This is a genomic window from Reyranella sp. GW821-FHT14A01 (genome assembly GCF_058803965.1).
Map to the genome: position 1 here is coordinate 1 of NZ_JBXAPM010000012.1, position 18,834 is coordinate 18,834.

At 66.6% G+C, this 18,834-nt stretch carries 23 protein-coding genes; 12 read left to right on the forward strand and 11 right to left on the reverse strand.

The window, feature by feature from the left end; all coding sequences use genetic code 11:
• Positions 1 to 95 precede the first annotated feature (95 nt).
• The 3 genes from AC1ROX_RS21085 to AC1ROX_RS21095 are packed head-to-tail and all read right to left on the reverse strand — an operon-like array spanning position 96 to position 2,597.
• On the reverse strand, positions 96 to 1,019 hold the full coding sequence (locus AC1ROX_RS21085) for a glutathione S-transferase family protein (protein WP_493128772.1): 924 nt from the start codon (positions 1,017 to 1,019) through the stop codon (positions 96 to 98).
• Positions 1,016 to 1,678: a ribulose-phosphate 3-epimerase gene (gene rpe / locus AC1ROX_RS21090; protein ID WP_493128774.1), complete on the reverse strand. Its 663-nt coding sequence runs from the start codon at positions 1,676 to 1,678 to the stop codon at positions 1,016 to 1,018. Before rpe ends, AC1ROX_RS21085 begins: the two co-directional genes overlap by 4 nt.
• A 10-nt stretch (positions 1,679 to 1,688) precedes the next feature.
• Positions 1,689 to 2,597 (reverse strand): prephenate dehydratase, encoded by a 909-nt coding sequence (locus AC1ROX_RS21095; protein ID WP_493128776.1) that lies wholly within the window; start codon positions 2,595 to 2,597, stop codon positions 1,689 to 1,691.
• Between the two features lie 174 nt (positions 2,598 to 2,771).
• On the opposite strand from AC1ROX_RS21095, the gene AC1ROX_RS21100 reads away from it, so the two are divergent.
• Together AC1ROX_RS21100 and hisN are read left to right on the forward strand one after the other, a co-directional pair.
• Positions 2,772 to 3,302 carry a c-type cytochrome gene (locus tag AC1ROX_RS21100; protein ID WP_493128778.1) on the forward strand — a complete coding sequence of 177 codons (531 nt, stop codon included), beginning with the start codon at positions 2,772 to 2,774 and terminating at the stop codon, positions 3,300 to 3,302.
• Complete coding sequence (gene hisN / locus AC1ROX_RS21105; RefSeq protein WP_493128780.1) at positions 3,303 to 4,073, forward strand: histidinol-phosphatase; 771 nt, start codon at positions 3,303 to 3,305, stop codon at positions 4,071 to 4,073.
• Here hisN and AC1ROX_RS21110 read toward each other — a convergent pair.
• Positions 4,040 to 4,588, reverse strand: coding sequence for a GNAT family N-acetyltransferase (locus AC1ROX_RS21110; protein ID WP_493128782.1), 549 nt, complete (start codon positions 4,586 to 4,588; stop codon positions 4,040 to 4,042). The two genes, hisN and AC1ROX_RS21110, sit on opposite strands and share 34 nt — an antisense overlap.
• Before the next feature lie 105 nt (positions 4,589 to 4,693).
• On the opposite strand from AC1ROX_RS21110, the gene AC1ROX_RS21115 reads away from it, so the two are divergent.
• The 3 genes from AC1ROX_RS21115 (at position 4,694) to AC1ROX_RS21125 (ending at position 7,286) form a co-directional block, all read left to right on the forward strand.
• A complete protein-coding gene (locus tag AC1ROX_RS21115; RefSeq protein ID WP_493128784.1) occupies positions 4,694 to 5,161 on the forward strand; it encodes a Spy/CpxP family protein refolding chaperone in 468 nt (155 codons plus the stop codon).
• Positions 5,162 to 5,203: 42 nt separating this feature from the next.
• On the forward strand, positions 5,204 to 5,896 hold the full coding sequence (locus AC1ROX_RS21120; RefSeq protein ID WP_493128787.1) for a response regulator: 693 nt from the start codon (positions 5,204 to 5,206) through the stop codon (positions 5,894 to 5,896).
• A 121-nt stretch (positions 5,897 to 6,017) separates the two neighbouring features.
• Positions 6,018 to 7,286, forward strand: coding sequence for a sensor histidine kinase (locus AC1ROX_RS21125; RefSeq protein ID WP_493128789.1), 1,269 nt, complete (start codon positions 6,018 to 6,020; stop codon positions 7,284 to 7,286).
• A 40-nt stretch (positions 7,287 to 7,326) separates the two neighbouring features.
• Here the strand turns inward: AC1ROX_RS21125 and AC1ROX_RS21130 are convergent, their stop codons facing one another.
• Genes AC1ROX_RS21130 through AC1ROX_RS21140 form a run of 3 tightly spaced genes read right to left on the reverse strand, consistent with a single transcriptional unit; the run spans position 7,327 to position 9,050 of the window.
• Positions 7,327 to 7,725, reverse strand: coding sequence for a hypothetical protein (locus AC1ROX_RS21130; protein WP_493128791.1), 399 nt, complete (start codon positions 7,723 to 7,725; stop codon positions 7,327 to 7,329).
• A complete protein-coding gene (locus AC1ROX_RS21135; RefSeq protein ID WP_493128792.1) occupies positions 7,725 to 8,081 on the reverse strand; it encodes a hypothetical protein in 357 nt (118 codons plus the stop codon). The genes AC1ROX_RS21130 and AC1ROX_RS21135 overlap by 1 nt, the downstream gene beginning before the upstream one ends.
• Positions 8,082 to 8,084: 3 nt before the next feature.
• A complete protein-coding gene (locus AC1ROX_RS21140; RefSeq protein ID WP_493128794.1) occupies positions 8,085 to 9,050 on the reverse strand; it encodes a hypothetical protein in 966 nt (321 codons plus the stop codon).
• A 387-nt stretch (positions 9,051 to 9,437) separates the two neighbouring features.
• On the opposite strand from AC1ROX_RS21140, the gene AC1ROX_RS21145 reads away from it, so the two are divergent.
• From AC1ROX_RS21145 to AC1ROX_RS21170, 6 genes are all read left to right on the forward strand, one after another.
• Positions 9,438 to 10,709, forward strand: coding sequence for an acyl-CoA dehydrogenase family protein (locus tag AC1ROX_RS21145; RefSeq protein WP_493128796.1), 1,272 nt, complete (start codon positions 9,438 to 9,440; stop codon positions 10,707 to 10,709).
• Between the two features lie 102 nt (positions 10,710 to 10,811).
• The gene (locus AC1ROX_RS21150) at positions 10,812 to 11,720 is read left to right on the forward strand and encodes a DMT family transporter (RefSeq protein ID WP_493128798.1); all 909 of its coding nucleotides are present in this window, start codon (positions 10,812 to 10,814) and stop codon (positions 11,718 to 11,720) included.
• An 8-nt stretch (positions 11,721 to 11,728) separates the two neighbouring features.
• The gene (gene hisB / locus AC1ROX_RS21155) at positions 11,729 to 12,361 is read left to right on the forward strand and encodes an imidazoleglycerol-phosphate dehydratase HisB (protein ID WP_493128800.1); all 633 of its coding nucleotides are present in this window, start codon (positions 11,729 to 11,731) and stop codon (positions 12,359 to 12,361) included.
• A 119-nt stretch (positions 12,362 to 12,480) separates the two neighbouring features.
• Complete coding sequence (gene hisH / locus AC1ROX_RS21160; RefSeq protein WP_493128802.1) at positions 12,481 to 13,122, forward strand: imidazole glycerol phosphate synthase subunit HisH; 642 nt, start codon at positions 12,481 to 12,483, stop codon at positions 13,120 to 13,122.
• A gap of 62 nt (positions 13,123 to 13,184) precedes the next feature.
• Positions 13,185 to 13,598 (forward strand): four-helix bundle copper-binding protein, encoded by a 414-nt coding sequence (locus AC1ROX_RS21165; RefSeq protein ID WP_493128804.1) that lies wholly within the window; start codon positions 13,185 to 13,187, stop codon positions 13,596 to 13,598.
• 41 nt (positions 13,599 to 13,639) lie between these two features.
• A complete protein-coding gene (locus AC1ROX_RS21170; protein ID WP_493128806.1) occupies positions 13,640 to 14,464 on the forward strand; it encodes a bestrophin-like domain in 825 nt (274 codons plus the stop codon).
• A gap of 9 nt (positions 14,465 to 14,473) precedes the next feature.
• Here the strand turns inward: AC1ROX_RS21170 and AC1ROX_RS21175 are convergent, their stop codons facing one another.
• The 3 genes from AC1ROX_RS21175 to AC1ROX_RS21185 are packed head-to-tail and all read right to left on the reverse strand — an operon-like array spanning position 14,474 to position 16,672.
• The gene (locus AC1ROX_RS21175; RefSeq protein ID WP_493129298.1) at positions 14,474 to 15,466 is read right to left on the reverse strand and encodes a CobW family GTP-binding protein; all 993 of its coding nucleotides are present in this window, start codon (positions 15,464 to 15,466) and stop codon (positions 14,474 to 14,476) included.
• Positions 15,459 to 15,788, reverse strand: a complete 330-nt coding sequence (locus tag AC1ROX_RS21180; protein ID WP_493128808.1) for a hypothetical protein — start codon at positions 15,786 to 15,788, stop codon at positions 15,459 to 15,461. Before AC1ROX_RS21180 ends, AC1ROX_RS21175 begins: the two co-directional genes overlap by 8 nt.
• Before the next feature lie 2 nt (positions 15,789 to 15,790).
• A complete protein-coding gene (locus AC1ROX_RS21185) occupies positions 15,791 to 16,672 on the reverse strand; it encodes a polysaccharide deacetylase family protein (protein ID WP_493128810.1) in 882 nt (293 codons plus the stop codon).
• Positions 16,673 to 16,725: 53 nt separating this feature from the next.
• On the opposite strand from AC1ROX_RS21185, the gene AC1ROX_RS21190 reads away from it, so the two are divergent.
• Positions 16,726 to 17,481, forward strand: a complete 756-nt coding sequence (locus tag AC1ROX_RS21190; RefSeq protein ID WP_493128812.1) for a DUF2490 domain-containing protein — start codon at positions 16,726 to 16,728, stop codon at positions 17,479 to 17,481.
• Here AC1ROX_RS21190 and AC1ROX_RS21195 read toward each other — a convergent pair.
• Positions 17,468 to 18,832: a paraquat-inducible protein A gene (locus AC1ROX_RS21195; protein WP_493128814.1), complete on the reverse strand. Its 1,365-nt coding sequence runs from the start codon at positions 18,830 to 18,832 to the stop codon at positions 17,468 to 17,470. The genes AC1ROX_RS21190 and AC1ROX_RS21195 overlap by 14 nt on opposite strands.
• Between the last annotated feature and the right edge of the window lie 2 nt (positions 18,833 to 18,834).

Below are 18,834 nucleotides of genomic sequence, written 5' to 3' on the forward strand. Positions count from 1 at the left end.
GCCAGGTCATCGCCATCGACCGCGATCCCGATGCCATCGCCGCAGGCCAGGCGCTGGCCGAGCGCTATGCGGCGCGCTCCATTGAGATGCCGGTGTCAGACCGGCGTGATGATGAAGCCGGCGCGGGGGAAGTGGACCACCACGTCACCGACCTGATCATCACGACGCTGGATCGAGACGCGGTCGTTCGTCAGCCCGACCAGCACGCCGCTCACCGGCACCTTGCCGGTATCGTCGGGCGTCACGCTGATCGTCTGGCCCGCCTTCAGGCCGCTGGGATCGTTGGCGTCGACGCTCGTTGCTTCAGGTGTCGCGGCCTTCGCGATGGCGATCGCATCGGCGGCGCTGATCTCGGTCGGGCTGCCGCTGCCGGCCGCCTTCATGCGCTCCGACCAGGCGGTGATCAGCGGCAACCGGTCGAGCGGCGGCACGGTCTTTCCGCCGCCCAGCCGCTCCTTGATGAACCACACCGGGTTGTAGAGGGCGCAGTCGGCCAGGCACGGCGCATCGCCCAGAAGATAGGGCCGCCCGTCGGCCAGCATCTGCTCGGCCATCGCGAGCTGGGCGTAGGTCTGCTGCAGCGCCATCGGCGCGGCGGCCTTCAACGAAGCCGGATCGAAGGAGCGGCCGGAGAACGCGGCGCGATCCTTGAGGAAGGCTTCCGGCAGCTTGTCGCCCAAGGCACCCATCACCACGCCGACGGCGGCCCAGAAGATGGTGCGGTCGATCCACATGGCGAGCGCCCGCGCCTCGCCCTCCTTACCCTTGGGCAGGAGCGGCGGTGTCGGCGCGCGCTTCTCGATCTCCAGCATGATGAGCTGCGTGTCGCAGTAGATGTCGGCGCCGACCTGCATCACCGGCGTCTTGCGATAGCCGCCGGTCAGCGGCATCAGGTCGGGCTTGGGCAGCATGTTCGGGATCACGACCGACTTCCACGCGGCCTTCTTGACCCCGAAGGCGATCCGCACCTTCTCGGAATAAGGCGAGTTCGGATAGTGGTGCAGGATCATGTCGCTCATGAGCGCAGTGCCTCTATGTTGGCGGCATAACGTTCCGGCCCGCCCGTGAACACGGCGGTACCGGCCACGAGGACATCGGCACCGGCCTGGATGCAGCGCTTCGCCATCTCGACGTTGACGCCGCCATCGACCTCGAGGTCGATCGGCTTGCCCAGCGCATCGATCGCCTTGCGCAGGGCCGCGATCTTGGGGAGCTGGCTTTCGATGAAGGCCTGGCCCCCGAAGCCCGGATTGACGCTCATCACCAGCACCAGGTCGAGATCGCCCAGCACATGCTCGATGGTGGAAAGCGGCGTCGCGGGATTGAGCACGATGCCCGCCTTGCGGCCGAGGCTCTTGATGAGCTGGATCGTGCGATGGACGTGCGGGCCGGCCTCGGGATGGAACGAGATCACGTCGGCGCCGGCCTCGACATAGGCCGGCACCAGCGGATCGACCGGCGAGATCATGAGATGCACGTCGAAGGTCTGCTGGCTGTGCTTGCGCAGCGCCTTCACCACCATCGGGCCGATCGTGAGGTTGGGCACGAAATGCCCGTCCATCACGTCGACATGGATCCAGTCGGCGCCGGCCTCGGTGATGGCCTCGATCTCGCGGCCGAGGGCGGCGAAATCGGCCGACAGGATGGACGGCGCGATGCGGACGGGCTGTTGCGGCATGAAAGAGACCTCAGGTGCCGGGACGGGTCGGGGCTTCCCAGCCCTTGCGTCGGAAGGGATTGGTCGGGAAGGAGCCCAGCAGCTTCAGCTCGTCGGAGAAGAAATCCAGCTCCTCGAGCGCCAGGCTGACATTGTGCTGCTCCGGATGGCCCTCGACCTCGGCATAGAACAGCGCCTGCTCGAAGCGCGCACCGGAGAGGTAGCTTTCGAGCTTCACGATGTTGACGCCGTTGGTCGCGAACCCGCCCAGCGCCTTGTAGAGCGCCGCCGGCCGGCTCCTGACCCGGAACATGAAGGCCGTCATGCACTGGACGGTGCGCCAGTCGGGATGGGCCTCCTCGCGCGAGAAGACCAGCATGCGCGTGGTGTTGTGGTCGGCGTCCTCGATGTTCTTGGCCAGGATCTTGAGGTCGTAGATGCGGGCAGCCAGCGACGAGGCGATGGCGCCGACGCTGGCGTCGCCGATCTCGGCGATCTCGCGGGCGGCCCCGGCCGTGTCGGCATGGACCACCGGCTGCAGCCGGTGCTTGCGCAGGAAGTTGCGACACTGGGCCAGCGCCTGGACGTGGCTCTTCACCGTCCGGATGGATTTCAGCGACGCGCCCGGCAGGGCCACCAGGCAATGCTCGACCCGCTGGAAGTGCTCGGCCACGATCTTGAGCTTCGTGTGGGGCAGCAGGCTGTGCAGGTCGGCGACACGGCCGGCGATCGAGTTCTCGACCGGGATGATGGCCAGCTCCGCCTTGCCGGCCTGGACGGCGCCCATGGCGGCGTCGAAGGTCGGGCACGGCAGGGTCGTCATGTAGGGAAAGGCCGCCCGGCAGGCCATGTCGGAATTGGCGCCGGGCTCGCCCTGGAAGGCGATGATGTTGCTGGCGGCGGCCTTGCCCTGCCGCTTCTCGCCCCGACTTTTTGCCATTTCCCGAACTCTCCCGTGCCCCGTTCCGAGGCCCACCGATAGGCGAAAAACCTCGTAATATCCGGCACTTGCGACGTTCCGCCGCGCGATCAACCGGACACGATGGAATACTACTGACGGCCGTGCGGGCATGCTACAGCAGCGTCCGTAGAATTTGCCGCTTCGGGATTTGATATGGCCAGTTTCAACACGATCGCCGGCTGCGTTTTGGCTTCCGCCCTCTTCGCGATGGTGGTCGGCAAGGTCTCCAATGCCGTCGTGCATCCGCACAAGCTGGAGAAGCCCGCCCTCGCGGTCACCGACGACGCGCCCGTCGCGACGGCCGCCGCGGCCGCCCCCATTGAGATTCCGCCGATCGGACCGAAGCTGGCCGGCGCCAATGTCGAGGCCGGCAAGGCGATGTTCCAGAAGCAGTGCTTCACCTGCCACACGGTCGACAAGGGCGGCGCCAACAAGGTCGGCCCGAACCTGTGGGGCGTGGTCAACCGTCCGAAGGCCAGCCATGCCGGCTTCAGCTACTCGTCGGTGCTGACCGCCAAGGGCGGCGACTGGAACTACGAAGACATCGACCACATGATCTTCAAGCCGACCGCCTATGTGCGCGGCACGAAGATGGCGTTCGCCGGCCTTCCCAAGGAGCAGGATCGCGCCGACGTGATCGCCTACCTGCGCACGATGGCCGACACGCCGGCGCCGCTGCCCTAGGTGGTCCCTTCCGACCTCGTCGCGTTGGCCCATCAGCTGGCCGACGCCGCCCGGCCGATCGCGGCCCGCTATTTCCGTACCGGCGTCACGGTCGACGACAAGACCGACCAGAGCCCCGTCACCATCGCCGACCGCGAAGCCGAGACGGCGATGCGCGATCTGCTGACCCGCCACGTGCCCGATCATGGCGTGTTCGGCGAGGAGCATGGCGCGGTCCGCACCGATGCCGAGTATGTCTGGGTTCTCGATCCGATCGACGGCACCAAGGCCTTCATCACCGGCCTGCCGCTGTTCGGCACGCTGATCGGCCTGTTCCATCGCGGCAAGCCGGTGCTGGGCATCATCGACCAGCCGATCCTGCAGGAGCGCTGGCTGGGCGTCGACGGCGAGCGCTCGACCCTGAACGGCCAGCCGATCTCGGTGCGCGCCTGTGCAAGCGTCGCCAGCGCCTACATGTATTCGACCGCGCCGGCCATGTTCGCCGGCGGCTACGCCAGGCCGCATCAGACGCTCACCGAAAAGGTGAAGCTCTTCCGCTGGGGTGGCGACTGCTACGCCTACGGCCTGCTGGCCGCGGGCCATGTCGACCTCGTCGTCGAGGCCGACCTCAAGCTCTACGACTATGCCGCGCTCATTCCCGTCATCACGGGCGCGGGCGGCATCATCACCGACTGGAAGGGCGGCGCGCTCGACATGCAGTCCGAGGGAGCAGTCGTCGCGGCCGGCGACCGCGCCGTTCACCGCGCCGCGCTGGACATCCTTTCGGCATAAGTCGCGCGATCGACGTCGTACCAGACGATGTCGGTGAAACCCTTGTAGTCGACCCGCTTGCGGTAGGTGAGGCCGATCCGCTCCATCACGGCACGTGACGCGCGGTTCTCCTCCAGCGTGATCGCGAAGATATGGTCGAGTTCGAGCGTCTCGAAACCATAGGCCAATGCGGCGCGCGCCACTTCCGTCGCATAGCCCTTGCCCTGGGCCTCGGGATGCAGCGACCACAGGACTTCGACCCCGTCGAACTGCTCGATGAAATTGAGGCCGGCATGGCCGATCAGCCTGCCGTCGAGGAACACGCCCCAGGGCGCGTAGCGGCGTTCCTGCCAGGAAACGTTGAAGCGCTCGATGGCGGCGTGGGCCAACGCCACGAAATCGCCTTCCTGCACCTTGCCCGGCGCGGGCGGCAGCCACTTCGCCACTTCGGGATGAAAGCGCATGGCCGCGTAATCTTCGGCATCGGCGGGCAGTAAAGGTCTGAGCGACAGGCGCTCGGTCGTCACGATCGTCATGGTGGGGGCACTTTACACAACTTTACCGCCGCGAGATGGGCGCGAAACCGGGACCCTCCATCTTGGCTTCACGGGGACAGCAACCCGAAACAGATGGAGACAGACATGACGAACCTCAGCATCAAGACGGTAATGGCCGCCCTCCTCGCCGGCAGCCTCGCGGCCACGGCCGGCATGCCGGCCTTTGCCCGGGCGGACGGCGGGTCGGTCGATCCGGCCAAGTTCCAGCAGGGCATCGAGAAGCGCGTGGACAAGGCGCTGAACGGTACCGACGCCACGCAGGACCAGAAGAAGCAGATCGTCGGCATCCTGAAGGCCGCCTTCACCGACCTGAAGCCGATGCACGCCCTGCGCAAGGAGAACCGCGACGCGATGCGCGCGGCGCTCGAGGCCCCGACCATCGATCCGGCGAAGATCGAGCAGATCCGCCAGGCCGAGATGAAGATCGCGGACGACAGCTCTAAGCGCTTCACCAAGGCGCTGACCGACGCGGGCAACGTGCTGAACGCCAACCAGCGCCAGGCCTTCTTCAAGACCTGGAGCGAACGCAGCCACGGCCCGAAGAAGGGCTAACGGCAGATGACATCGGGGCCGCGCCGGTCGGATACTGAGCCAATGGCCGAGCGCATCCTGATGATCGACGACGACGACCGCCTCGCCGGGATGGTTTCAGACTATCTCGGCGGGGCGGGCTTTCGCGTGACCGTTGCCGGCACCGGCCGCGACGGCGAAGCCCAGCTGAAGCGCGAGACCTTCGATGCGGTCATCCTCGACCTCATGCTGCCCGACGCCGACGGGCTCGACCTCTGCCGCCGCCTGCGCGGCACCAGCGACGTGCCGATCCTGATGCTGACCGCGCGCGGCGAGCCGATGGACAGGGTCGTCGGCCTCGAACTCGGCGCCGACGATTATCTGTCCAAGCCGTTCGAGCCGCGCGAGCTGCAGGCCCGCCTGCGCGCCATCCTGCGCCGCAAGGGATCGGCCGCACCGAAGGCGGACGTGCTGCGCTTCGGCCGCCTCGAGATCGACAAGGGCGCGCGCGTCGTACGCGTCGACGGCGAGGAGCGGGCCATCACCTCCTACCAGTTCGCGCTGCTGCTGGCGCTGGCCGAGCGCGCCGGTCGCGTGCTCTCGCGCGATGCGCTGATGGACGTGCTGAAGGGCGAGAAGCTCGAAGCCTTCGACCGCTCGGTCGACGTCCATGTCAGCCGCATCCGCGCCGCCATCGAGGACGATCCCAAGAAGCCGCGCCGTATCCTGACGCTACGCGGCACCGGCTACGTCTTCGCCAAGGACCAGGATCGTTAGGAATGTCGTCGCAACGAAATACCTGTCATCCCGAGCGTAGCGAGGGACCTTTGAGGCCACAGGAAAGGTCCCTCGCTACGCTCGGGATGACAATTTTCGTGTCGCGCGCATCCCGCTAACCATGCAGCGCCTCTACCTGCAGTTCTACGTCACCATCCTCATCGTGCTGGCGGTGTTCGTCGGCGCGGCGGTGCTGTTGTGGCGGCTGGCCGATGACGACAACCGCACGCCGCAATATCTCGACGTCGCCGCCGAGCTGACCGGCGCGCTGCTGCCCGACATCAATGCACCACGACCCGAGCAGCAGCGCGCGATCGAGGGGCTGCAGCGCAAGCTGCGCTTCGACATCGCGCTCTACGAGCCCGATGGCGACATGATCGCCATGGCCGGAAAGCCGCCGCCGCGCTTCGAGCCCAGCCGCGCCCGCACCGGCTGGCGGCGCGGACCGGCCGGGCCGAACTTCGTGCTGCAACTGCCGGACGGCCGCTGGCTGGTGGCGCGCCAGGTGCGCGAACGGCCCAATCCTATCTTCTGGATCGCCGCGGCGCTGGGCATGGTCGCCATCGCCGTCGCGATCGTTTCCTTTCCCGTCGTGCGCGGCCTCGGAAGGCGGCTCGAACGGCTCAAGGCCGGCGTCGACCGGCTGGGCCACGGCGATCTCGGCGCCCGCGTGAAGGTCGAGGGCCGCGACGAACTGGCGGCCCTTGCCGCCAGCTTCAACCGCTCCGCCGAACGCATCGAGGAGCTGGTGGCCGCTCATCGCCTGCTGCTGGCCAATGCCAGCCACGAGCTGCGCACGCCGCTCACCCGCATCGCCGTCGCCGCCTCGCTCCTGGGCGACGCCGCCGATCCCACGACCCGCGAATCGCTGAAGCGCGACGTGGCCGAACTCGACCAGCTGATCGAGCAGATCCTGCTGGCGAGCCGGCTGGAGGCGCTGCCGACGCTTGAACAGCGCGAGCCGGTCGACCTGCTGGCGCTGGCGGCCGAGGAAGCCTCGCACTACGACGTCGAAGTCACCGGCGAACCGGTGACCGTCTCGGGCGACCGCACCCTGCTGCGCCGCCTGGTCCGCAACCTCGTCGAGAACGCCCAGCGATACAGCGGCGCCACGGAGGGCGACGGCTCGATCACCGTTTCCGTCACCCGCGAGTCCAACTGCGCAGTCCTCGACGTCACCGATCGCGGCCCCGGCGTGCCCGAGGCCGAGCGCCAGCGCATCTTCGAGCCCTTCTACCGCATGGCCGGCGCAGCCGAGAGCGGTCGCGGCAGCGGGCTCGGCCTCGCTTTAGTCCTCGACATCGCGCGCCGCCATGGCGGCGACGCCGTTTGCCTTGCGGCAGAGGGCGGCGGCAGCCGGTTCCGGGTCGACCTACCGGCGGCGGCCTAGTCGTTACGAGCAAAAGCCTACGGTGCACCGAGCGGCTCAACTAGAACACGTGCAGGCGACGAACCAGGAAAACGAGAAGCATGCAGTAAGCTATGAACAAAAGCGCTAGTTTCGCGTGGAAAAGGAGGTCGACTGGCCAGACCAGCAAGGAAGAATGCAGCGGCAAATCTTTGTCGACCGTGTGCCCGTCCCTTTCGAGTTCCCGCACGTAGGCGCCCCAGATAATGCTCTTGACTACATACTGAAAGAAGTCGGTGGCGAGCGTCAGGACGAGAAAAAGAGAGGGCCAAACAAGTCCCGGCGGAACACTCCTTGCAGTATCCTTGCCTTCCGCAAACACCCAGACGACGGCAATACCGGCGAATGCGAGCTGGCGGCATACATCGCTCGCCTTGGTAGAGGCTTCTGCGTAGAATTTCCTGTAGTCTTCAATCTTCATCAGCCTGCGCCCGCGCCTCCGGTGACACTCTTGATCGCGTTCACAGCGTCGGTGCCATAACCGAGAAATTTGTTCGCCTTTTTCAGGACCTCGGTCACGTTGGGCATGTTCTGGGCGACAGTGTTCAAATTCGTCGTCGCGGTCTGCAGACGCATCAACGCCTGATCGAGTACCGGGCTGTCGAGGATATCATCGGCGGCTGCGGTCATGATATCGGCCTGCTTGTTCAGCATATTCTGCAGGCACTGTAGCTGGGCCGGCGTTGGCTGCTGGATCGCGCCCAGCTTGGCGATCGGTCCGTCGAACTGGTCGGCCGCCGCCTGGGCCTCTAGAACAATGTCGCCTGTCGTCGCCATGATCTATGCTCCCTTCTTGCTGGAACCGGCAGCCGGCGTAGCGGCCTCGAGCGCGGACTGCAGCGCCGACACCTTTTCCTTCAGGTCACCCAGAGTCTTCACGAGCTGCGCGAAATCGACCTTCGGATTGTTGACGGCCTTGACCAGTTCCTCGTGAGCCTTGGCTAAACCCTGGGCCGCCGCCATCGGATCGGTCTTGCGCAGGGCATCGACGTTTGCGAGGAGGAACTCCAGGTCAGCAAGGCGTGCTCTGTAGGTTTCCTCGCTCATGCCGGGGCCAATCTTAGTGCGCACGAGATCGGCATCGGCCAGCAGCTGATTTCGACGCCTGAGGGTTAACGCTGCGAGCCTCGGGCCTAGTTCGTTGGCGAAAACCTGCATGGGCTTCTCGCCGTTGTCCAAGGGCTTGTCGACATAGTCGACCGCTTGGCGCAGCGCGTCGTAGCGCTGCTGGTCGAGTGCAGTGCCGACCAGCCAACCGAAAAGATTGATGCCGACACCAATAACCGGGGCAGCCGTGGCACCAACACCTGTGGCCGCGACGAGACCCTGGATTGACTTGCTGAGGGTGGCGACTTCTTTGTCGAATTCGGCGCGGTCACTCGCCTTGGTGACCGCTGCGAGCGCGCCGGTATAGCCCTTCAACGCGGCGAGCATGGTCTTGAGCTTGGGCGCGATGGGCGCCGGATCCGCTGGAATGGGCGTGCCGCCGACAGCAAAGGCGAGGCATGGCGGGTCGCCCTCGGTGGCCCGGCCCGGCTGCTGCCGGCAACTCGGCGGAATGGCGACAGGCCGTTGATGATAGATGAGGTCGCGGCGCTTGCTAGCCGCGGTATCGTTCAGTAGCGACTGATGTCCCGAGTTCACCGACGCGGTCAAGCCGGAGACACTACTATCCAAGTCACCGACTTCTTTGGAAAAGCCGTAGGGCGAGCAGCCCGACAGTGTGGCCAGCAATACTGCCAGCACGACTGAACGAAGATTCCCCATAAGCCCCCCTTATTAGCGATTAGCGCTAGCCAATACTCTCTTTGGTTGAGTTAGCAGTCAAACAATATTCACGCATAACGCGCCTTCTCTCGGCCCGACAACCTCCAGATGAATCCGAGGAACAACCCCAACATCGCTGGCATTCCTGCGGTTCGGAGAAATCAACTGCCGTCGCTTTCCTTCTTTGCACCTCGGCCTCGCGCACGCGGCGCGTCGGGTCTGGGGGATGGGTCTCGCCCTGGTCCTCGATATCGCCCGCCGCCACGGCGGCGACGCCGTTTGCCTTGCGGTAGAAGGTGGTGGCAGCCGCTTCCGGGTCGACCTGCCGGCTGCGTAAACTCTTCCGGCAAAGGGAGGAGCACATTCATGGATTTCAATATTCCCGCGGAGATCGCGGCGTATCTGCGCGAGCTCGACGAGTTCATCGAGCGCGAGATCCGGCCGCTCGAGCGCGAGAACGACAATATCCGCTTCTTCGACCATCGCCGCGAGCATGCGCGCACCGACTGGGACAATGACGGCCAGCCGCGCCACGAGTGGGAGGAGCTGCTGGCCGAGATGAAGCGCCGCGCCGACAAGGCCGGGCACCTGCGCTTCGGACTCCCCAAAGCGCTGGGTGGCAAGGACGGCTCCAACCTCGCCATGGCGTTGATCCGCGAGCATCTCGCGCACAAGGGACTCGGCCTGCACAACGACCTGCAGAACGAGAGCTCGATCGTCGGCAACTTCCCGGTGGCCCTGCTGCTCCATCGCTTCGGCACGCAGGAGCAGAAGGACCGCTACATCGAGGGCATGTTCCGCGGCACCGAGCGCATCGGCTTCGGCCTCACCGAGCCGCTGCACGGCTCCGACGCGACCTTCATGGAAACGACGGCGGTCAAGCAGGGCTCGGACTGGGCGATCAACGGCATGAAGCGGTTCAACACCGGCATGCACACCGCCACCGTCGACCTCGTCTTCGCGCGTACCTCGGGCAAGGTCGGCGAGGCGCGCGGCATCTCGGCGTTCCTGGTGCCGGTGAAGACACCGGGCTTCAGGATCGAATACATGTGGTGGACGTTCAACATGCCGTCCGACCATGCCGAGGTGTCGCTCAGCAACGTCACCGTGCCGGGCTCGACCATGCTGGGCGAGGAAGGCCGCGGCCTCGACGTGGCGCAGACCTTCGTGCACGAGAACCGCATCCGCCAGGCCGCGTCGAGCCTCGGCGCCGCGCAATACTGCATCGACATGTCGGTGGCCTATGCCAGGAACCGCAAGGTGTTCGGCAAGGCGTTGGCGACCAACCAGGCGATCCAGTTCCCGCTGGCCGAGCTGCACACCGAGGCCGAGATGGTCCGCGGCCTGGTGCGCAAGACCGCCTGGCATCTCGACCACCAGCACCACATGCAGGTGAGCGAATGGGTGGCGATGTCGAACTACCGCGCCAACCGGCTGGTCTGCGATGCCGCCGACCGCGCCATGCAGGTCCATGGCGGCATCGGCTATTCGCGCCACACGCCGTTCGAGCACATCTACCGCCACCATCGCCGCTACCGCATCACCGAGGGCTCCGAGGAGATCCAGATCCGCCGCGTCGCCGGCACGCTGTTCGGCTTCTGGGGCGCGCAGAAGGCGTCGACCGCTCCGAAATCGTAGACTGAATGTCGAAAAGACGAAGACCCACCTCACCTACCCCGCGCTCCGCGCGGGTCCCCTTCCTCTCCCCCCGCTGCGCGGGCGGAGAGGACTGAGGAACGCGTGAAAGCTGAACGCCGCTACACCGGCGACCTCGTCATGTTCGGCACGGCCATGCTGATGGGATCGAGCTATCCTTTCGCCAAGGACGTGCTGCAGGTCATGAGCCCGCTGCTCTACAGCGGCTCGCGGTACCTGATCGCCAGCCTCTTCCTGTTCGTCGCCATGGCGCTGATGCGCCGGCCGCTCGGGCTGGCGCGGCGCGACTGGCTGCCGTTGTTCCTGCTGTCGCTGATCGGCGTCACGCTCTTCCAGGCCTGCTGGGGCCTCGCCATGACGCGCACGGCGCCGAGCCTCGGCTCGATCGTGATGACCACGACCACCGCTTTCTCGGCGATCCTCGCCTGGTTCGGCGGACGGCGGCTGCCCGGGTTGGGCTGGGCCGGCATCGGGCTCGCCTTCGCAGGCGTCGTGCTGGTGGTGAACAACAGCCTCGACCGGATCACGCTCTCGTTCGGCAGCCTCGACGGCACGCTCCTTTGGATGCTTTCAGCCTTCGCCTGGGCGCTCTATGTCGAGCGCTGCGCGCCCTACAACCAGCGGCTCGGAGCATTGCCGGTCATGGCCTGGACGACCCTGTTCGGCTCGCTGGTGCTGGTGCCGATTTCGCTCGCCTTCGATTCCCTCTCCGAGTTCGCGAAACTCGACGACCGGCTGCTGGGCTTCTGGTTCTACACAGCCATCTTCCCCGTGGGCGTCGCCTTCCTCGGCCTCACGGCCGGGCTGGAGCGGCTCGGGGTCTCCAGGGTCATGGTCTACATGTACCTGATCCCGGTGGCCGGCGTGGGCCTGTCGGCCGCCTTCTTTGGCGATTCGCTGACCGCCGCCCGCGTGCTGGGCGGGCTGATCGTGCTGTCCGGCGTCATTCTGACGCGTGTCGCGCTCGACCGTGCCGCCCGCGTTCCTGTATGAACCTGCCCATGGCCACGACCACCCAACTCCCCCTGGCGACGCCCGGCACCGGCGGACGACGTGCGTCCGTGGAGCGGGCGACGAAGGAAACCCGCATCGCCGCCGCCATCAACCTGGACGGCACCGGCGTCTACGACATCAAGACCGGCATCGGCTTCCTCGACCATATGCTGGAGCAGCTCTCGCGCCACAGCCTGATCGACATCACGCTGCGGGCCGAGGGCGACCTGCACATCGACTACCACCACACGACGGAAGATGCCGGCATCGTGCTGGGCGAGTGCCTGACCAAGGCGCTGGGCGACCGCAAGGGCATCCGCCGCTACGGAAGCGCCACCATCCCGATGGACGAGACGCTGACCGAAGTCGCGCTCGACGCGTCGAACCGGCCCTACCTGATCTGGAAGGTGAATTTCACCAAGCCCAAGCTCGGCACGATGGACACGGAGCTGTTCAAGGAATGGTTCCAGGCCTTTGCCCAGCTCGGCGGGCTGACACTGCATGTGTGGAACCACTACGGCGAGAACAACCACCACATCGTCGAGAGCTGCTTCAAGGGCATCGCCCGGGCGCTCCGCGTCGCGGTCGAGATCGACCCGCGGCAGACGATGGCGGTGCCCAGCACCAAGGGCGTGCTCTAGTTGTCCGTCCTGATTCAGCGCTGGGGGCGCGCCACTCCAGTGGCGCGTCATGTGTCCGGGGAAGCGAAGACGCGCCACTGGAGTGGCACGCCCCCGGCAAACCGACTCCACCATCTCCCATGACTGTCGCCATCGTCGATTACGGCTCGGGCAATCTCCGCTCCGCCGCCAAGGCCTTCGAGCGCGCCGCGCGCGAGGCGGGTGCCGACGATCGCGTGCTGGTCACGTCGTCGCCGGCCGAGGTCGCCGCCGCCGACCGCATCGTGCTGCCGGGTGTCGGCGCCTTCGCCGACTGCCGTGCCGGCCTCTACGGCGTGCCGGGCATGGTCGACACGCTGCAGCGCGAGGTGATCGAGCGCGGCAAGCCGTTCCTCGGCATCTGCGTCGGCATGCAGCTCATGGCCACGCGCGGTGTCGAGTACGGCATCCATGCCGGCCTCGACTGGATCGCGGGTGACGTGGTGCGCATAGAACCCGGCAAGGATCATCTCAAGATCCCGCACATGGGCTGGAACGAGCTGACGGAGCTCAAGCCGCACGCGCTGCTCGAAGGGATTGCGCCGCGGGCCCATGCCTATTTCGTGCATTCCTTCCAGCTCGCGGCCAGCAAGCCCGAGACGGTGCTGGCGCTGACCGATTACGGCGGGCCGGTCACGGCCGTCGTCGGCCGCGACAATCTCGCGGGCACGCAGTTCCATCCCGAGAAAAGCCAGGCGACCGGCCTGCGGCTGATCGCCAACTTCCTGCGCTGGAAGCCCTGATCCCGTAACCAACCTTCGATGGGCGCGTTTCTCCGCTGTTCATGAACAGAGGAAACGTCCCCATGCACGCGCGTGAAACGCCCTCCCGCTTCCCGCCGGCCCGAGGCTTGCTCGACGCGCCGCTCCAGCGCGCCATGGAGGCCTGCCACACCTGCGCCGAGGCTTGCATCGACTGTGCGGAGGCCAGTCTCGACGATCCGGCGGCGATCCAACTCGAACATTGTATCCAGCTGACGGTCAGTTGCGCCGACGCCTGTTCCACCACCGGCCCTGCCCTGGCGCGCCGCAGGACTGCAAATACAGCCCTGCTGCGCCAGATGGTCGGAACCTGCGCCGACCTGTGCCAGGCCTGCGCCGCCGAATGCGACCGCCATGCCCAGGAACACGAGCCTTGCCGCCTGTGTGCCGAGGCCTGCCGGAGCTGCGAAACCGCCTGCCGGGAAGCCGCGACCGCTCTGGGCGCAACCGGCCCCTGAGCGCTTGTCCTGAGCGGGCGGATCGTCGATGTTCCGCCTGCATGTCCCTCGGCCCCTTCGACGCGTTGTTCAGCTTCCTCCAAGGACTGGCCAACGGAAACCTTCACCTCGCCGGCTTCCTCGTCCTCCTGCTGCTGCTGGCGGCCCTCGAAACCGGCGTCCAGCTCGGCAAGTTCGTCAGCCGGCGAAGGTCGCCGACCGACGGCGAGAAATCCTCCGTGAACTTCGCGACGGCGGGCCTGATGGGCCTGCTCGCCTTCCTGCTCGGCGTCTCGCTGTCCATGGCCTCGGATCGCTACCAGCAGCGACGCGATTCGGTGCTGGCCGAGGCCAATGCCATCGGCACCGTCTGGCTGCGCGCGTCGGTGGCGACCGGCGCCGAGGGTGACGCCATGCAGCGTCTGCTGCGCGACTATACCGAGACGCGCATCGCCTTGGTCCGCGGCAGTACCGATCCGGCCGAGGTCGATCGGCTCAACCAGCGCACCAACACGATCCAGAACGAACTCTGGCGTCTCGCCCGCGGCGTCGCCGAGCGTTCGCCGACGCCGATCTCGGGCCTGCTGCTCTCCTCGCTGAACGACATGATCGACCTGTCGCTCACCAACCGGCGCAACTTCACCAGCCACGTGCCGCCCTACATCCTGCGGCTGCTTCTGACCGTCTCGCTCTTTGCCGTCGGCGCGGTCGGTTACGGGTTCGGCCTGGTCGGCAGTCGCCAGCCGACGCTATCGATCCTGCTGCTGGGTGTCTGGACGCTGGCCATCGTGCTGATCATCGACATCGACCGGCCGCAGACCGGCGAGGTGCGCATCGATCCGGCCCCGCTCGTCTGGACGTTGCAGGGGTTCGGGCCGGCGAAGTAACGAACCGACTCATCCGCGCAGGAATGCCCGCAGCGAGCGCTCGATCGCGGCGCGCTCGAGACCGTCGATGATGAACACCAGTCGCGAGCGGCGCTCCTCGTCGGGCCAGGCGGCCATGTGCACCGGCGGATGCACGAGATGCTGCACGCCATGGATCGCCACCGGCGTGGCGCTGCCCTCGACGTTCAGCATGCCCTTCACGCGCAGGACCTTCTCGCCATGCCGGTTGAGCAGCATGGTCAGCCAGAGGCCGAAGCGGGTCCAGTCGACCGCATCGTCGAGCACGAGCGCGAACGCCTGCACGCCCGCGCCATGCGCCGCTGCGCCCGCCTCGATCGTGAACCAGCGACGCGCCGATTCGCTGCGGGCGGCGGTCGCGAAGAGATCGTGTGCCAGCAGCGAATCGGCGTCGATCGCACCCTCCGCCGCGCGCACCAGCGGTGCCGAAGGATTGAGCCCACGCAGCCGCGCGATCAGCGTGTCCGCCACTTCCGTCGCAACGAGGTCGGTCTTGGTGAGCACGAGCCGGTCGGCGACCGCGGCCTGCTTCACGCTCTCGGGCCGCGAGTCGAGCTGCGAGCCGCCGTTCACCGCATCGATCGTGGTGACGATATTGCCCCAGCGGAAGTGGTGCCGCAGCACCGGATCGGCCTGCACCGTCGACAGGATGGGAAAGGGGTCGGCAAGCCCCGTGCTCTCGACGACGAGGCGCCGAAACGCCGGTACGTCGCCGCGCTCGCGCCTTTCGTGCAGATCGCGGATCGCCGCCGAGAGTTCGCCGCGGATCGTGCAGCACAGGCAGCCCGACGGCAGCAGCACCATGGTCTCGTCGATCCGGTCCAGCAGATGATGGTCGAGCCCGACCTCGCCGAATTCGTTGATCAGCACGGCCGTGTCGGCCAGCGCCGGGTCGTCCAGCAGGCGTTGCAGCAACGTCGTCTTGCCCGATCCCAGGAAACCCGTGATCAGGTTGACGGGCGTGAAAGCGGGCACGTCATCCATCGCCGTCCCGCAGGCGTGCGATCGTCGCGGCATCGAGCGGATCGCAGGGCCGCCCCGTGAGCTTCTCGGCCGTGGCCCAGAGGTGGGCGAGATTGTCGACCAGTTCGGTCTTGCCCGTCGCCGTCGACAGCACGAACGACGCGCCTTGCCAGTCGGAAAGCGACAGGCCGTAGAGCCTGAGGATGCGGTTGGCGCCTGCGACGCGGGCCATGCGCTCGCGCCGCCGGGCAAGCCCGTCGGTATTGCGCGTGAAAACGCCGGGGCGCGGCGCGGCATCGGTCCAGTGCCCGTCGCCGCCCAGCACACCGCAGAGCGCGCACATCGTTACTTCTTGCGCGGAGAACGTTTGGCGAAGTCGTCGGCCATCTCGTTCATGGTGACGAACTTCACGCCGGGATGGCCGGCCATGTAGTGATAGAGCCGCTCCAGCATCATCAGCACATGCGGCCGGCCCGAGACGTCGGGATGGATGGTCATGGGGAACACCGCATAGTCGTATTCGCGATAGACCCAGTCGAACTGGTCGCGCCACATCTCCTCGATGTCGCGCGGGTTCACGAAGCCGTGGCTGTTGGGCGACTTCTTGATGAACATCATGGGCGGCAGGTCGTCGAGATACCAGCTCGCGGGAATCTCGATCAGGTCCGTCTCCTTGCCGCGCTGCAATGGCACCATCCATTCGCGTGGCTTCTTCGAATAGTCGATCTTGGTCCAGGCATCGCCCACGCGCACGTAATAGGGCTGGTGGTCGTGATGCATCAGCGAATGATCGTACTTGATGCCGCGCTCCAGCAGCAGCTCGTTGGTGACGGGCGAGAACTCCCACCATGGCGCGACATATCCGGTCGGCCGCTTGCCCGAGAGCTGCGTCACCAGGTCGATGCACTTGTCGAGGATCTCGGTTTCCTGCTCACGCGTCATGGCGATCGGGTTCTCGTGGCTGTAACCATGGATGCCGATCTCGTGACCGGCATCGGCGACCGCCTTCATCTCCTTCGGGAAGGTCTCGATCGAATGGCCGGGGATGAACCAGGTCGTCTTGATGCCCAACCGCTCGAACATCTTGAGCAGGCGGGGGCTGCCGACTTCGCCGGCGAACAGGCCGCGCGAGATATCGTCGGGCGAATCCTCGCCGCCGTAACTACCGAGCCAGCCCGCCACCGCGTCGACGTCGACACCGAAACCGCACAGAATTTCCTTGGCCATGGTCGCTCCTCCTCTTTTTCAACCGCGGAAGCCCAGCAAGAAACGCGCCTCGATTGCTCCACCGTATCGGCATGGATATCGTGGACGAAGTGCTGAATTCGATCCTCCGCCACGTTGCCCTGCTGATGGCCTTCTGCCTCGTTGCGAACTCTGCCGAGGCGCAGCAGCGGCAACGACAGGCTGCCCGGGCGGCGCAGACCTCGCAGACGCAAAGCGGCGATGTCTGGGAGACGCCGACCGTCGGGCTGCAATACCGGATCGACAGGAACTGGTCGTTCAACCTCGAGGGCCAGCTGCGCTTCGACCAGAACATGAGCCGCCTGCGCGCGCTGCAGGTCCGCCCGGGCTTCGAGTATGCGCTCACGCCCAACTGGGCGCTGGCGGCGGGCTACGTGCAGAACACGCGATATCTCCCGGGCGCCCGGCAATCGCGCGGGCCCTTCCAGGACATCCTCTACCGCACCCGCATCGACGGTCTGCCGGTCACCGGGCGGCTGCGCTGGGAGGAACTGTTCTTCGACAACAACACGGTGCTGGTGCGTACGCGCGCCCTGGCCGGCGTGCGCATTCCCCTCGGCAAATCACCCTGGGAACTCGCTTTGTCGAACGAGGTCTACATCAACCTCACGATCGAAAGACCGGGCCTTCCGGCAGGCTTCGCCGACAACCATGCCTTCGTGGGTTTCGGGCGCCAGCTGAACGCCTGGAGCCGGGCGTCGATGGGCTACGAACTCGTGACGTCGCGCGAGCGCAACGGCTTCCGCAACAACCACAACATCAAGCTGAACCTTATCTTCAGCCTGAACTGACCGTCGCCACGTTGCCGGTGCGGCTTGCCGCCGAGGGCAGTGCCTGGCGGTGGGGATTGCGCGCCGCGGCATCCCACATCAGGCGTGGATCGAAGGCTTCGGCCGCGAAGATGGTGACGATCACCACGGCGCAGAAAGCCAGCGCACCCATGCCGGGATCGATCGTGACCGCGCGGCCGAACTGGACGAGCGCCCCCAGCAGCGACTCCATGAAGATGTCGACCATCGACCAGCGGCCGATCCAGGCAACGATCCAGTAAAGCTTCGTGCGCTGGCGCAGCAGCACGCCGGCATTCTCCGCCGTACCCGCGAGCGAGGTCGCGCCGATCATGCTGACGAGGCCGATCAGCTTGAACAGCGGCACCAGGACGCTGGCGAAGAAGACCAGCAGCGCCAGCGGATACATCTTGGACGAGACCAGCTCCTCGACGCCGCCCATGATGGTGCTGGGCGCGCCGGAGCCGAGCTGGATGACGGTCAGCACAGGATAGATATTGGCCGGGATGTAGAGGATGACGCCGGCGATCACCAAAGCGAGCGTGCGGTTGATGGCGTCGGGCTTGCGCTCGTGCACGCGGGCGCCGCAGCGCGGACAGCGTCCGTCATGTTCCGCCGGCACGCAGACCAGCCCGCACTCCTCGCAGCCGGCAGCGCCCGGCCGGTACTCCAGCGGCGCAGCCGGCGGCATGGGCGCATGCGTCTGGCCGCGACGCTCGATCTCCTCCCACACCGCCTGCGGATCGAGCGCGAGCTCGGCCCAGACGACCACCACGGTGAGGATGCCCAGCGCATAGACCGCCGGACCGAGCTGGATCGTCACCAGGTCGCCCAGCTTGGTGTAGGCCACGAACACGCCCAGCAGCAGCACCTCGAGCATCGCCCAGGTGCCCACGCGGCGGGAGATCAGGAAGATGCCGCGCAGGTTGGGCGGCAGGGTCCGCATGCGCAGGCCCACCAGCACATAGAGCGTGCCGGCGAACTTGATGAGCGGCGCCAGCGCCGTGGTGAAGGAGACGGCGATGGCCAGCGGCCACAGCCCGTGTCGCACCAGCTCGGCCGGTCCGGAGAGGATCGTCGTCTCGTGTACGATGCCGGCCGTCGAGACCTTCATCAGCATGGAGAGCCACAGGACCCCGAACAGCACCAGCGACGCGAAGGTGAGCGCCAGGCAATGGCCGGTCGGATCGGCGCGCGTGGCCCGGAGCGGCGTGCCGCAGCGCTGACAATCGGAGCGCATGTTGGCCGCCATCGCCGGCACGATCTGGAACAGGCCGCAGCCCGGACACTCGCGCAGCTGCGGCGGCGTCACCAGCGGGCCGGGATCGCGTCGCGCGGCGAAGGCCCGCAGCATGG

Coding starts and splice junctions, on each gene's coding strand:
- AC1ROX_RS21085 (WP_493128772.1), bottom strand. CDS start 1,019: ATGAGCGACATGATCCTGCACCACTATCCGAACTCGCCTTATTCCGAG.
- rpe (WP_493128774.1), bottom strand. CDS start 1,678: ATGCCGCAACAGCCCGTCCGCATCGCGCCGTCCATCCTGTCGGCCGAT.
- AC1ROX_RS21095 (WP_493128776.1), bottom strand. CDS start 2,597: ATGGCAAAAAGTCGGGGCGAGAAGCGGCAGGGCAAGGCCGCCGCCAGC.
- AC1ROX_RS21100 (WP_493128778.1), top strand. CDS start 2,772: ATGGCCAGTTTCAACACGATCGCCGGCTGCGTTTTGGCTTCCGCCCTC.
- AC1ROX_RS21110 (WP_493128782.1), bottom strand. CDS start 4,588: ATGACGATCGTGACGACCGAGCGCCTGTCGCTCAGACCTTTACTGCCC.
- AC1ROX_RS21115 (WP_493128784.1), top strand. CDS start 4,694: ATGACGAACCTCAGCATCAAGACGGTAATGGCCGCCCTCCTCGCCGGC.
- AC1ROX_RS21120 (WP_493128787.1), top strand. CDS start 5,204: ATGGCCGAGCGCATCCTGATGATCGACGACGACGACCGCCTCGCCGGG.
- AC1ROX_RS21125 (WP_493128789.1), top strand. CDS start 6,018: ATGCAGCGCCTCTACCTGCAGTTCTACGTCACCATCCTCATCGTGCTG.
- AC1ROX_RS21130 (WP_493128791.1), bottom strand. CDS start 7,725: ATGAAGATTGAAGACTACAGGAAATTCTACGCAGAAGCCTCTACCAAG.
- AC1ROX_RS21135 (WP_493128792.1), bottom strand. CDS start 8,081: ATGGCGACGACAGGCGACATTGTTCTAGAGGCCCAGGCGGCGGCCGAC.
- AC1ROX_RS21145 (WP_493128796.1), top strand. CDS start 9,438: ATGGATTTCAATATTCCCGCGGAGATCGCGGCGTATCTGCGCGAGCTC.
- hisB (WP_493128800.1), top strand. CDS start 11,729: ATGGCCACGACCACCCAACTCCCCCTGGCGACGCCCGGCACCGGCGGA.
- hisH (WP_493128802.1), top strand. CDS start 12,481: ATGACTGTCGCCATCGTCGATTACGGCTCGGGCAATCTCCGCTCCGCC.
- AC1ROX_RS21165 (WP_493128804.1), top strand. CDS start 13,185: ATGCACGCGCGTGAAACGCCCTCCCGCTTCCCGCCGGCCCGAGGCTTG.
- AC1ROX_RS21170 (WP_493128806.1), top strand. CDS start 13,640: ATGTCCCTCGGCCCCTTCGACGCGTTGTTCAGCTTCCTCCAAGGACTG.
- AC1ROX_RS21175 (WP_493129298.1), bottom strand. CDS start 15,466: ATGGATGACGTGCCCGCTTTCACGCCCGTCAACCTGATCACGGGTTTC.
- AC1ROX_RS21180 (WP_493128808.1), bottom strand. CDS start 15,788: ATGTGCGCGCTCTGCGGTGTGCTGGGCGGCGACGGGCACTGGACCGAT.
- AC1ROX_RS21185 (WP_493128810.1), bottom strand. CDS start 16,672: ATGGCCAAGGAAATTCTGTGCGGTTTCGGTGTCGACGTCGACGCGGTG.
- AC1ROX_RS21195 (WP_493128814.1), bottom strand. CDS start 18,832: ATGCTGCGGGCCTTCGCCGCGCGACGCGATCCCGGCCCGCTGGTGACG.